Origin of the sequence: Kitasatospora sp. NPDC057512, assembly GCF_042802135.1 — a bacterium.
Taxonomy (GTDB): domain Bacteria; phylum Actinomycetota; class Actinomycetes; order Streptomycetales; family Streptomycetaceae; genus Kitasatospora.
The window spans coordinates 1-12,710 of sequence record NZ_JBHVET010000171.1; the positions used below are offsets into that span (position 1 = coordinate 1).

7 protein-coding genes and 1 pseudogene are annotated in these 12,710 nt (G+C 74.7%); 2 read left to right on the forward strand and 6 right to left on the reverse strand.

All coding sequences use genetic code 11. From position 1 onward, the window contains the following. Positions 1 to 1,163 precede the first annotated feature (1,163 nt). The 3 genes from eccCa to ACFU6K_RS14250 all read right to left on the reverse strand — a co-directional run bounded on the left by eccCa (position 1,164) and on the right by ACFU6K_RS14250 (position 6,083). On the reverse strand, positions 1,164 to 5,192 hold the full coding sequence (gene eccCa, locus ACFU6K_RS14240) for a type VII secretion protein EccCa (RefSeq protein WP_380663031.1): 4,029 nt from the start codon (positions 5,190 to 5,192) through the stop codon (positions 1,164 to 1,166). A 91-nt stretch (positions 5,193 to 5,283) separates the two neighbouring features. After that, positions 5,284 to 5,781, reverse strand: coding sequence for a WXG100 family type VII secretion target (locus ACFU6K_RS14245; RefSeq protein ID WP_380663032.1), 498 nt, complete (start codon positions 5,779 to 5,781; stop codon positions 5,284 to 5,286). Next, entirely contained in the window at positions 5,781 to 6,083 is a 303-nt protein-coding gene (locus ACFU6K_RS14250; protein WP_380663034.1) for a WXG100 family type VII secretion target, read from the reverse strand. Before ACFU6K_RS14250 ends, ACFU6K_RS14245 begins: the two co-directional genes overlap by 1 nt. 239 nt (positions 6,084 to 6,322) lie before the next feature. Between ACFU6K_RS14250 and ACFU6K_RS14255 the strand changes: the two genes are divergently transcribed. Then, positions 6,323 to 6,958, forward strand: a complete 636-nt coding sequence (locus ACFU6K_RS14255; protein ID WP_380663035.1) for a hypothetical protein — start codon at positions 6,323 to 6,325, stop codon at positions 6,956 to 6,958. A 50-nt stretch (positions 6,959 to 7,008) separates the two neighbouring features. Here the strand turns inward: ACFU6K_RS14255 and ACFU6K_RS14260 are convergent, their stop codons facing one another. Together ACFU6K_RS14260 and ACFU6K_RS14265 are read right to left on the reverse strand one after the other, a co-directional pair. Then, positions 7,009 to 9,723: a right-handed parallel beta-helix repeat-containing protein gene (locus tag ACFU6K_RS14260; RefSeq protein ID WP_380663037.1), complete on the reverse strand. Its 2,715-nt coding sequence runs from the start codon at positions 9,721 to 9,723 to the stop codon at positions 7,009 to 7,011. Between the two features lie 43 nt (positions 9,724 to 9,766). Further along, positions 9,767 to 10,849 (reverse strand): hypothetical protein, encoded by a 1,083-nt coding sequence (locus ACFU6K_RS14265; RefSeq protein WP_380663038.1) that lies wholly within the window; start codon positions 10,847 to 10,849, stop codon positions 9,767 to 9,769. Between the two features lie 269 nt (positions 10,850 to 11,118). Between ACFU6K_RS14265 and ACFU6K_RS14270 the strand changes: the two genes are divergently transcribed. Then, positions 11,119 to 11,865 carry a LuxR C-terminal-related transcriptional regulator gene (locus ACFU6K_RS14270; protein WP_380663040.1) on the forward strand — a complete coding sequence of 249 codons (747 nt, stop codon included), beginning with the start codon at positions 11,119 to 11,121 and terminating at the stop codon, positions 11,863 to 11,865. 53 nt (positions 11,866 to 11,918) lie between these two features. Here the strand turns inward: ACFU6K_RS14270 and ACFU6K_RS14275 are convergent. Further along, a pseudogene (locus ACFU6K_RS14275) lies at positions 11,919 to 12,710 on the reverse strand (hypothetical protein); the annotation flags it as partial.

Here is a 12,710-nt window from a genome sequence, read left to right on the forward strand (position 1 = left end):
CCCGCCCGAACACCCCCGCACCCACGGCCACCCACCCGAACAGCCACGAGGACACGCAGACACGGACACGGGACAGGGTCACGGGACAGGGACGAAGGGACCGGGGACAAGAACAACGGGCAAGGGACAACAGGCAAGAGGACAAGGGGACAAGGGACAGGCCGGACCACACCACGGACCGGCCACCCACCCCACAACAACACACGGCACACGGCACACGGCACGGGCTCCACGGCACCGGCAGACACCGGCAAAGCCAGCACCGCCAGGACCGACGAAGCCAACGCCGCGAGACCGCAACGGCACCCGCGCGGCAGCACCGGAAGAACCGGAAGGAACACCCGGCACAGCCGACACGGCAAGACCGAGAAGACCGCTCCGCCCCGCCGAAGAAACCGGCAGGAACAACCGGTGGCGCCCGCAGGACCAGGGCGACCAGACCAACAGGACACCAGCCCGGCAGAACCGGAAAACCAGCACGACCGGAACCACCGAAACCGATGCGCTCGCAACGACGGGCCCGGCAGCAGCAGCCGGCAGGAACACCCGGCACACCCGGCACAGCCGGCACGGCAAGACCGAGAAGACCGCTCCGCCCCGCCGACGGGACCGGCAGAAAACAGCCCGTGACACCCGCAAGACCAGCACCCCGGGACCAGCACCGACGACAAGACCGACCGGCAAGGCCCGCAGTCACGGGACCGACCGGAACAGTCGGCACGGGCCGGCAGGAACGGCCGGCAACGCCAGGACCATCAGATCAACAGAGCGCCGGCCGGCAGAACCGGAAGACCAGCACAGCCCGAACCGATGAAACCCGTGCACCGCCAACGACGCGACCGGCAGAAGCAACCGGAATGGCCAACATGCCGGGACCGGCAGAAGCCACCAGTGCGGTCAGACCGATAAAGCCGGCAGAAACGTCCAGGACGGCCAGCCGAAGCACGACAGCACAAGAACCGGCCCCACACCACCACAAACGGAACTCCACCCCCCGCTCAAAGCCCCCCCCCCCCCCGAACAACAGCAACAACCCCGGCACCAACGGGACTTCACGAAACACCCACCCCAGGGCGCCCGGCCCCGACAACACCACACCCACTACACCGACCAGGGGGGGGGGGGCGGGGCCGCCCCCCGGCCCGGCGGGAGGAGCGCGGCTCTCAGGCCGGCTCCTCCTCGCGGAGCGCGACCTGGAGCAGCCTGGCCGGGCCGGAGCGCCGGACCAGGACGCCGCGGCCCGGGGGGCGCTGGGCCGCGCGCTGGTCGCCCAGCAGGACGCCCTCGCGCGGGTCGCCGGAGAGGATCAGGCCGCCGGTGCCGAGGTCCTTGAGCCGGGAGAGCAGCGGGTCGGACATCATCGGGCGTCCGACACCGGCCACCCGGCGGGCCAGCACCACGTGCAGGCCGATCTCACGGGCCTGGGTGACGTAGTCGGCGAGCCTGGCCAGCGGGGACTGGTGGCCGACCGCGACGAGGTCGTAGTCGTCCACCACCACGTACAGCTCGGGACCGTCCCACCAGTCCCGGGCGCGGAGCTGGGCGGCCGTGATGCCGGGCGGCGGCATCCGCTCGGCCAGCTTGGTGACGAGTTGCTCGACGTAGGCCTCGGCGGCGACCGCGTCGCCCGCGTAGGCGCCGATGTAGTCCTCGGGCACCGCGTCCAGCAGGCTGCGCCGGTAGTCGATCACCATGAACCGGGACTCCCAGGCGGTGCTCCGGGCGGCCGTGGCGGCCATCCAGGTGCGCAGGAAGGCGGACTTGCCGCTGCCGGCGTCGCCGAACACCAGGAAGTGCGGGTCGCCCGGCCCCATCGCCAGGCCGACCGGCGCCAGGTCGCGTTCGCCGACGCCGATCGGCACCTCGTCCGCCGCGAACGCGGCCGTCCGCGCGGGGTCGAGGTCCTCGATGAGCACCCGGTCGGGCAGCATCAGCACCGGCGGGGCGCCGGCGCCCGGCCAGGAGGCGGCGATCTTGGCGATCGCGTCCTCCTGGGCCTCGGCCAAGCCGGCGGTGCCCTCGCGGCCGTCCAGCCGGGGCAGCACGGCCTGGTACAGCACGCCGGGCGACACGATGCCGCGGCCCTGGATGTTGGGGACCTGCCGGCTCGCCTGGCGGCTGACCTCCGACTCGGTGGGCTCGTTCAGCCGCAGCTCCAGGCGCCCGGAGAAGCTGTCGCGCAGGTTCGGCCGGATGTCGGCCCAGCGGTTGGCGGCGAGGATCACGTGCACGCCCACGCCCAGGCCGCGGGAGGCGATGTCGAGCACCGAGGCCTCGGCGCCCTCCAGTTCGGTGCGGATCGCGCCCCAGTTGTCCAGCAGCAGGAAGACGTCGGCCGTACGGGTCCCGGCCGGCAGCCCGTCGGCCTTGCGCAGGGCCCGGAAGGCCGCCACCGAGTCGATGCCCAGCTCCCCGAAGAGCTGCTCGCGGGCGGCGACCAGGAGGCCGAGCTCGGCCAGCACCCGGCGGGCCCGCTGCTCGTCGCGGCGCCCGGCCACGGCGCCCACGTGCGGGGCCGCCTCCAGCGGGCCGAGGCTGCCGCCGCCGTAGTCCAGTCCGTAGAACTGCACCTCGTCGGGGGTGTGGGTGAGCATCGCGGACAGCACCGTGGTGCGCAGCAGGGTGCTCTTGCCGGTCTGCGGCGCGCCCACCAGGGCGAGGTTGCCGTGGACGCGTTCGAAGTCGAACTGGAGCGGCAGCTGCTGCTGCTGGAGCGGCAGGTCGAGCACGCCGACGGGGAAGGCGAGCCGGCCGGTGCCGGGCCACAGGCCGGCCTGGTGGCCGCGCCCCGGCTGCTCGGAGACCGGGCCGATCACGCTGTCCAGCGGGATCGCGGCGGGCAGCGGGGCGAGCCAGACCTGGTGCACGGACTGCCCGAACCGGCAGACCCGGTCGACCGCCACCTCCATCTCGGTGGGCCCGGAGGGCAGGGCCGGCGGCTGGGACTCGGCGGGCTCCTCGGGCTCCTCCTGCGGCGCGGTGCGCAGGTCGAAGGGCACGACCGGGAGGCCGGTCGCGGCGCCGTCCTCGCCCGCGCCGGGCTCCTGGTACGGGCCGGAGATGTGGGCGACCCGGAAGCGCTGGTAGACCGACTCGTCCACCTTGAGGTAGGCGGAGCCGGGGATCGGGGGCAGCTGGTAGGCGTCGGGGGTGCCGATCACCGCGCGGCTCTCGGCGGCGCTGAAGGTGCGCAGGCAGACGCGGTACGACAGGTGCGACTCCAGGCCGCGCAGCCGGCCCTCCTCCAGCCGCTGGGTGGCCAGCAGCAGGTGCATGCCCAGGCTTCGGCCGACCCGGCCGATCTGGACGAACAGGTCGATGAAGTCGGAGCGCTGGGAGAGCAGTTCGCCGAACTCGTCGACCACGATCAGCAGGTAGGGCAGCGGCTCCAGCGGCTTGCCGTCCACGTCGCACTGCCCGGCCGCCTGGCGCAGCTGGTACTCGCGCAGCGAGTCGACGTTCCCGGCCGCGCGCAGCAGCCGCTGCCGGCGCTGCTGTTCGCCCTGCAGGGCGGCGCGGACCCGGTCCACCAGGGAGAGGTCGTCGGCGAGGTTGGTGATCAGGCCGGCCACGTGCGGCAGTCCGGTGACGCCGGCGAAGGTGGCGCCGCCCTTGAAGTCGACCAGGACCAGGCTGAGCAGTTCCGGGGAGTGGGTCATCGCCAGCCCGGTGACCATGGTGCGCAGCAGTTCGCTCTTGCCGGAGCCGGTGGCCCCGACGATCAGGCCGTGCGGGCCCATGCCGCCCTGGGCGGACTCCTTGAGGTCGAGCAGCACCGGGTCGCCCTCGCCGGACAGGCCGACCGGCAGGCGCAGCAGTCGCTCGTCGCCGGCCGGGATCCAGCTGACGGACGGGTCGAAGGCGGCCACGTCGGGGGTGCCGAGCATCTCGGGCAGGGTGATGGTGCGGGCCAGCAGCTGCTCGGGCTCCTCGGACAGGCTCAGCGGGGCCAGGGCCCGCGCGGTGAGCTCGCAGAGCTCCGCGGCGGGGGCGTCCGCGACGGCCCCCTCGACCCGGCTGTACAGCTCGGTGTTGCGGCCCTCCAGGACGAGCGAGCCGTCCTCGCCGACCCGGGCGCGCACCTCGGTGCGGGTGGGCTCGTCGCGCTCGGCGCCGACCAGGCAGACCACGGTGATGCCCAGGTCGGGCCCGGCCGACTCCAGCAGGGAGGTGGCCACCGGGCCGCGGGCCCAGGCGGCGGCCGGGTCGTAGGGGTCGAGCAGGACGACGAGCCGTCGCATCACCGGGGCGGGGGCGCCCGCCAGGACGGGCCGGCGGGTGGTCCGCTCGGCCTGGGCGCGGGCGATCGCAGCCTCCACGGCGTCGGCGAGCGCCTCGAACTCGGCGGCGACCAGCGGGACCACGCCGGCCGGGCTCGGAGCGCCCGCCTCGTGGGTGTGCGGGAGCCACTTGGCCCACTCCCAGTCGGGATCGCCGCCGGTGCAGACCACGACGGTGACGTCGTCGGGGGCGTGCAGCACCGCGAGCTGGCAGAGCAGCGAGCGGGCCAGCGCCCGGGTCCGGTCGGCGGGGCCGAGCAGGCTGAGCACGCCGGTCTTGACCAGGTCGACGAGGGCGGGCTGGCGGCCGACCGTACCGGCCTGGTCGACCACCCGCTGCGCGGCGGCGTGGGTCTGCTCGTCGTACTCCGCGAGCGGGTCGTTGCGGGTGCCGAGCTGGATCGGGGTGGCCAGCGGTCCCTGCCCCTGGCCCAGGCGCACCAGTAGGAAGTCTTTGTCGGTGGCGCGCCGTTCCCAGACCCGGCGGCGGCGCTCCGCGAGCGCCCAGAGCCGCTCCGGCGAGGGGTGCAGCCAGCCGGCCGCCAGCCGCTGGCTGTCGGCCACCTGACGGGCCGTCTGCTTGACCTCGGTCAGGTAGCGCAGGTAGCGCTCGCGCTGGCGGTTCTTGGTCTGCCGGGTCGCGCTGCGCATCTGGTGGCGGACGGCGAGGGTGGCGGCGATCGAGATCAGCACGAAGCCCACGCCCAGCGCGATCAGCAGCGGGTTGCGGTACATCACCATGTAGGCGGCCATGCTGATGCTGCTCATCAGCGGCAGCAGCAGGGAGAGCCAGGTGCTGGCCGAGGAGTTGGCGCCCTGCGGGGTCTGCGGTGGGGCGGGCAGCACCACGCGCTGGTCGGGCAGGGCCGGCGGCAGGGCGCGGGTGGGCCGGTGGAAGGGGATCCTGCTCACCTGGTTGTGCCTCTCGGTGCTCGACTGCGGCGGTGGTGCGGCGGGCCCTGGCGCGGGGGCGCGCCGGGGCCGGGGCGGGGGTCGGGCGGGGTCAGAAGATCTCGGCGACCACGGTGTTGCTCTTGTCGTTGACGGGGTTCTGCGGCGCCGGGTTGTAGGCGCTCGGGTCGCCGGTGCCGGTCGGGGGGGCGCCGATGGCGGTGGTGAGCGGCCCGAAGAGCTTGGTGACGATGAAGTCCTCGGCGTGGTCGTAGTTGGCGGCCGCGCTGCCCACGGCGATCATCAGCCGCTCGAAGACCCCTTCCGCGCCGTCGGGCTTGTCCTTGGTCTTGGTCCCGACCAGTTCCCGCATGCAGGCGTTCCACTGGTCGAAGATCTCTTTGGCCTGGTCCGCGGTCTTTCCCGCCCAGCCCAGCTTGAGTTCGGCGAGGGTCTCCTCGATCGTGACCAGGCTGTCCAGGATGCTGTTCAGGGAGGCCTCGACGGTGGTCTTGGCGGCCGCCATCTCGTGGAGCGGGATGGTGAGCTTGACCGTGTCGTAGTCGGGCGTGACCGGGGCGGGGGTGCCGGGGTTGGGGTCGACGCTCATCAGGCGCGCACGTTGTTGAAGTTGGCCAGTTCCATGTCGTGGTACATCCGGTAGGCCGACCGCATCCGCCTGGTCATCTCTTCGAGCAGGTTCTGCAGGTCGACCATGTCGTCCTTGTAGACCTTGGTGATGGCGGCGAAGGAGGTGCCGGCCGGGCCGATCCAGCCGGTCTCCAGGGGTGCCAGGGCCGTCGCGATCGCGGCGATCTCCCCCTTGATGTTCTCGCTCTCGCTGCCCAGCGTGCCGGACGCGTCGAGCAGTTGCTGCAGGTCGACCCTGAAATCCTGCAAGGTGTAGGCCACGGCAGGCGCTCCCCGGGGGCTCGTCGTTCGGCCGGTCCGCACCGGTCCGGCCCGGCCCGATCCGCGTACGGCTGGTCCACGTACGCACGTCGGCCCTGCGGAGTCTAGGCAGCGGCCGGACGGGCCGGACAGACCCGCTTTCTGTCCCCCCGGCGTCCCCGAACGGGGACCTCCCACCCGGGCGGCCGGTGGGCGAGGATGGCCGTGTTCACTGCCCGCTCCCTGCTCCGGAGGTCCGCGTGGTCGCCCCGATCAACTCCCCGATCTACGTCCCGTCGCCCGAGGACGGCGGCGGCTCCGACCCCAAGCCGGGCGGGGGCGCGGCCGACCCGACCCTGAAGATGCTCTGGGAGAACGGCTACGTCCCGGGCTTCAACGAGGGCTTCACGAAGCCCGCGCCTCCCCCGGTCGGGACCGGCCCGGGCCCGGCCGCCCCTCCCCCGGCCGGCCACGCGTCCTTCTCGGTGGACCTGTCGACCGTCTACTCCGTCATCGTCAGCGGGGCGTCCACCACCTCCGGGGTGGTGGACGCCTACAACGCCCTCAAGGCCAAGGTGGACGCCGTGGTCGCCAGCGGCACCTTCTGGGGCCAGCAGTTCGCCCCCGTCGGGACCTGGTACGACAACTCGGGAATGGCCGGCGGGATGGGCCCGATCCCGCGGACGGGGCCCATCCCGGACAAGGGCGTCCAGAAGGCCGCCCAGAAGTTCGCGCCGATCATCAACCCGGAACTCCAGACGGCGCTGCGCCAGGTGGCCGACGCCGTCGAGATCTACGGCGTCTACCTGGCCCGGCTGGACCTGGCGGGGCAGGCCTACGCGTCCGCCGACCACGGGTCCATCCTCCCGGAGGTCGCCCCGAGGCCGAAGGCCTGACCGGTCGTCGGCACCGCGCCCCGGGGCCGGACGCCCCGGGGCACCGTTCCTCAGACCGCCGTGCTCAGCTCCGGCAGGTCCTCCGGCAGGACGGTGGTCAGGTCCTCGGCCGTCGGGGCGTCGAGGTCGGCGATCCGCTGGGCGTGCCGCTCCGTGATCCACTGGAAGACCTGACGGGCGGTGCGGCCGTTGCCGAAGCCCTCGTCGCGCGGCAGCTCCGTGAAGTACCCGGCCAGCGCGGCCAGGGTCGGCTCCGGCAGGTCGTAGCGGTGCTGCTCGGCCTGGTGGACGACGATGTCGACCAGCTCCGGGCCGAGGTAGTCGTCGAAGGTCAGCGTGCGGGTGAACCGGGAGGCCAGGCCCGGGTTGGCGTCGATGAAGCGCTGCATGTCCCCGGGGTAGCCGGCGACGATCACCACGACCTCGTCGCGGTGGTCCTCCATCAGCTTGACCAGCGTCGAGATGGCCTCCTGGCCGAAGTCGCCGCCCTGGCCGTGCGGCACCAGCGCGTAGGCCTCGTCGATGAAGAGCACCCCGCCCAGCGCCCGGCGGAACACCGCCGTGGTCTTGGGCGCGGTGTGCCCGACGTACTCGCCGACCAGGTCGCCGCGGTCCGCCTCGACCAGGTGGCCGCTGGAGAGCATGCCCAGCGCGTGCAGGATCCGCCCGTACAGCCGGGCCACGGTGGTCTTGCCGGTGCCCGGGTTGCCCGCGAAGACCACGTGGCGGCTGGTGGGCGGCGGCGGCAGGCCCAGCTCCTTGCGGCGCCGGACCAGCTGCATCAGCTTGACCATGGTCTCGACGTCGCGCTTGACCCGCTCCAGGCCGACCAGCCGGTGCAACTCGGCGAGCAGGGCCGCCAGTTCGACCTCGGCACTCTCCCGCTCCACCGTCCCGTCCGGCTCGCCCGCCTCGCCCGTCCCGCCGGACCCGGTCGGCGCGCCCGGCAGCGACCAGGGCCGGGCGATCCCGGCCGGGGTGCCCGGGGCGACCGGCTCGCCGACGGCGGGCAGGGTGGCCTCCTCGACCCGCTCCGTCCGGCAGTCCTCGAACACGGCGGCGGCCCGCTCGGCCAGCGCGACGTCCTCGGCGGTGTCGTGGACGAGGCAGCGGCGCAGCACCGGATCGGCGCCCGCGCCGACGTACAGGGCCGGGTAGCCGGTCTCGGACAGCGCGCAGTCCTCCAGCAGGCCGTGCGCGCCCTCGTCCAGGTACAGGCCGTTCTTGGCGGTGCGCGCGATCGTGCCGGCCCGCACCCGCGGGTCGGCGCCCGCCCGCACCACGATGCCGCTGCCCGCCGTGCCGGTGATCTCGCAGCCGTCCAGCACGGGGGTGCTCCGCTCGGCGGCGAGCAGGCCGGAGCCGCCGGTGTCGTGGATCCTGGTGCGGTTCAGCAGCACGCCGGTGCGCTCGCCGACCTCCACGCCCGCGCCCGCCGTGGCGGCGATCTCGCAGTCCTCCAGCAGCGGGCGGTGGCGGGTGTCCAGGCGAACGCCGACGCCGGTGGCCCGTACGGTGCAGCCGCGCAGCACCGCGTCGGCCCGCTCCTCCACCGAGACCCCGGCCATCCGGGCCTGCTCGACGGTGGTGCCCTCGGCGCTCAGCAGGGAGTTGCCGGTGACCCTGATGCCGTGCTCCGGCGTGCCGTGCAGCCGGCAGTCGGCCAGGTCGGCGGAGCCGCGCTCGCCCAGGTGCAGGCAGCTGAAGCCCGCGTCCGCCACCTCGCTGCCGCTCAGCGCCAGTTCGGCCTCGCCCGCCACGTACACGCCGTTGCCGGTGGCGCGCAGGAAGCCGCCGCCCTCGACCCGCGCCGAGGCGCTCTGGCCCAGGGCCAGCCCGGTGTCGCCGGTGTCGGTGGTGACGGTGTCGTACAGGCGCAGGCCGCTGCGGTCCACGGCCACGATGCCGGCCCCGCCGGTCCGCGAGATCCGGCAGTCCCGCAGCAGCACCCGGGCGTCCTCGTCGGCGAGGACGCCCACGGTGGCGGCGCCCGTGATCTCGCAGTCGGTCAGCACGGTGCCGCCCTCGGCCGGCCCGGCCGACCCGGCCGCGAGCGGCTCGGGGGTGTCGGCCGAGACGTGCAGGCCCGCCGCGTGGTTGCCGTGCAGGCGGCAGGCGCGCAGCACCGGGGCCGCCGCGTCGGCCACCCGTACGGCCGCGCCACCGCTGCCGGTCACCTCGCAGCCCTCGAACGAGCCGCCGCCGGTGCCGCCGACGTACAGGCCCTGCGCGCTGCTCGGGCCGATCCTGGTGCTCCGCACCTCGGGGACGGCGCCCTCGGCGACCAGCAGCCCGACGCCCTCGGTGTCGGCCACCGCGCAGCCCTCGACCACGGCCCGGCTGTCCCCGCCCAGGCGCAGGCCGACGCCGACCGCCCCGCGGACGGCGCAGTCGCGCAGCACCGGGGCGGCCCGCCCGGCCACCTCGACCCGGCCGCCGACCACCTCGCAGTGCTCCAGTACGGGTGCGCCGCCGCCGATCAGCACGGCCGGCTCCCGCGGGTCGGCGCCGCGCAGCAGCAGCCCCCGCACGGTGGGGCTGCCGCCGGCCACGGTGAGCGCGGGCCCGCGCGCCGGGGCGATCGTGACCGTCCCCGGCCCCTCGGCCGCCTCCAGGCTGACCCCGCGCTCCAGCAGCACGCTCTCCGCGTACTCGCCCGGCATCACCGAGACGACCCCGCCGTCGGCGGCCGTGCGCACCGCCGCGCCGATGCTGCGCTGGACGCCCCAGCCCCGCTGGGCGACCTTGACCCACGTCTTGCTCATGCGCGCACCCCTTCGGGGCCTGGTACCACGAAGACCACAGGGCTCAATTGCAGGTCGCCCGCATCTGGGCGACCGCCAGGTGGGCGTTGGTCTTCGTCTTCCCGTGCCAGTCGAGGCCCCGGCTGTCCAGCTTGATCATCAGCACCCCGGTCGTGGTCCGGAAGGTGCCGACGTCCTTCCACTCGCCGAGGTGGCCCCGCTGGTCGACGTCGAAGGCGTTCAGCATCGCGGAGGAGAGGCTGGCCGACCCGTAGGCCTCGAAGTGCGCCGGCTCCCCGCCGACGTGCGTGATGTCGCCGTCCTTGGGCGTGTACACCTGGACCTGGCAGGTGGCCGTGCGCAGGCCCGCCGCGCCCGGGGAGAAGGTCCACAGGGCGTAGTTGCTCCGGTCGTCCTCCTTCGCGTCGCCCGACATCGGCATCGCGTCGAACTGGCCCTTGCAGCCGTCCTGCGCCCAGCCGGCACTGCCCACGCTGACCCAGCCGGCGCTGCCGTTGGAGTACCGGCCGGCCTCGGAGAAGCCCTGCAGGCTGTTGGACGGGCAGCCGTAGCCGGCCACCGCCGTGTAGGCCGCGGACTTGGCCGCCGCCAGGTTGGGTGCCGGGACCGCCGGGGCCGGGGCCGCCGGGGCGGGAGGCGCCGGAGCCGGGGCCGCCTGGTTGTTCTGGGGCGCGAGCGGCGCGCCGCCGGTCGGGGCGGGCGCGTTGTTGCCCGAGGGCGCGGGCGCGTTGTCGCCGGGCGCGCTGTCGCCGGGCGCGGGGGCCGGCCGGCCCTGCGGGTTGCCGCCGGCCGCCCCGCCCGAGCCGCCGGAGCCCGTGTCGGTGTTCGCCAACGGCGGGGCCGCGTTGCCCGGGGTGCCGGGCGCCGGCTGGCCGGAGCCGGTCGAGGCGCTCGGCGAGGGGGTGGCCGCCGGGTGCTCGGCGGCCGCCTTCGCGGTCCCGTGGCTGCCTCCCTTGGCCAGCATGCCGACGCCGACCGCGCCCGCACCGACGACGAGCACGGTGAGGCCCACCGCCCAGGCGCGCGGCACCACCTTCGAAGGGCCGCCGTCCCCGCCCCGGACCTCCTTGACGAAGGCCGCCACCATGTTCCGCCGGTCCGTACCGTCCTGCTCGGCCTCAGCCATGATCAACCTCCACGGGCGCGGGCGGGCGCGCGGCCCCCCGACCGAATACGACATGTTCCGGTGCGGGCACCCGGACGAACAGCCCGTGCCGCTCCGCACACTGATGGTTCGACGGAGCGGGCGCGAGCGGGCGCCGTCGCCGCCTCGCAACCGATCCGAACATCTCAGGCCCCGGCTGCGTAGAACGGAGTGACGGCACGTGACGCAGACCTCCCGGCGCGGCTCAGCTGGCGCGACCGCACGGGAGACGGAGAGAGGGAAGGCCGGTTATGCCGACCATAGGCATCGTCGAGGACCACCGCATGACACGCATGGGGATCGAGCAGGTCCTGGCCCGCAGCCCCCGGCTGGAAGTGATCGCCTCGGTGGACACGGTGCACGACCTGGCCGAGAGCGGGCTCCGCCCCGACGTGGTGGTGCTGGACCCCACTCCCTACTCCGGCACCTCCGTCCTGCACGTGATCGGCGCCCTGAGCGCCACCAGCGCGGTCCTGGTCCTCTCGCCGTCGGGCGAGCCCAGGGACCTGCTGACCGCGCTCAAGGCCGGCGCCTACGGCTTCGTCACCAAGCACGCCGACGACACCGAGTTCCTGTCCGCCGTCGAGGCGGTCGCCCGCGGCAGCTTCTACCTCGCGGCCGGCCTGGGCGGCCACCTCCACTCCGAGCTCAGCCGGCGCAGCCCCGGCGAGAGCCAGGGCCTGGCCCGGCGCGAGGTGGAGACGCTGCGGCTGATCGCCCAGGGCTACACCCACGGCCAGATCGCCCGGCTGATGGCGCTCAGCGAAGCCACCGTCAACACCTACGTGAAGCGGATCCGGGCCAAGCTCAACGCCGGCAACAAGGCGGAGCTGACCCGCAAGGCGATCGAACTGGGCTACGTCGACGAGACCGGCCCCGACCCGGCGGCCTCCCCCGGTCCGACGGCCCCCGGCCCGACGGCTCCCGCCGCGGTGGCGGCCCCCCTCCGGTTCGGCGTCCCGGAGCAGCCGAGGGTCCACCAGCTCAGCGGACGCTAGGCCGTCCCGCCGCGTCGGCCCACCGACGGGCCGGCGGTGGCGGGCCGTCCGGCTCACAGGTGGTGTCCGAACGCGGCGAGGTTCTGGAACACGCCGAACACCCCGAGCGCCAGCGGCACCGCGGCCACCCCGCAGAGCGTGCCCAGCACGTTCAGCGCCGGCGGCCGCGCGGCCTCGCGGGCCGCCGTACGGCGGAAGGACAGCGCCACACCGGTGCCCGCCATCAGCACCCCGGCCACGCAGAGCGCCACCGGGCCGACCCAGCCGGGAGCCGCCATCGCCTCGGGCGCGAACAGCAGGGTGGTGGCCAGGCCGACCGCGCCGGCCACCACCACGGGGGCCGCCTCGGCCAGCAGCCGGAAGGTTCCCGCCCGCAGCAGCGCGGCGACCGCCAGGCAGCCCGCCAGCGCCGGCGGGTAGCCGCCGTGCGCCGAGCCCAGCACGGCCAGCGCGACGGCCAGCAGCAGGGAGACCGTGGCGGTCCAGCAGAGCAGCAGGGTCCGCGCCCGGTGCACCATCACGCGGACCGCGCCGTCCTCCGACGCGCGCTCCGTGGGCCACAGCGCGGCCAGCTGACCGGCCAGCCAGGGCGCGATCAGCAGCATCCCGTAGCCGACCACGGCCACCGCGGCCGCGCCCTGGGCGAGGTCCGCGTGCACCCCCTCCAGCAGCCCCACCACGGCCGCACCGGCCACGCCGAACAGCAGCACGGCGGCGGCGACCACCGAGGGCGCCGCCCAGAGCGCGGCCCCGGCACCGACCATCGCCCCCAGCGCCGCCGCGGTGGCGCTGCCGTCCACGGGGTCGGGCAGGAACCAGCCGGCCACCGCCGCGCAGGGCACGGC

Bases quoted from the DNA above. Each gene is read 5' to 3' on its own strand.
- ACFU6K_RS14245 (WP_380663032.1), bottom strand. From the start codon at position 5,781: ATGAGCGTCGACCCCAACCCCGGCACCCCCGCCCCGGTCACGCCCGAC.
- ACFU6K_RS14260 (WP_380663037.1), bottom strand. From the start codon at position 9,723: ATGAGCAAGACGTGGGTCAAGGTCGCCCAGCGGGGCTGGGGCGTCCAG.
- ACFU6K_RS14265 (WP_380663038.1), bottom strand. From the start codon at position 10,849: ATGGCTGAGGCCGAGCAGGACGGTACGGACCGGCGGAACATGGTGGCG.
- ACFU6K_RS14270 (WP_380663040.1), top strand. From the start codon at position 11,119: ATGCCGACCATAGGCATCGTCGAGGACCACCGCATGACACGCATGGGG.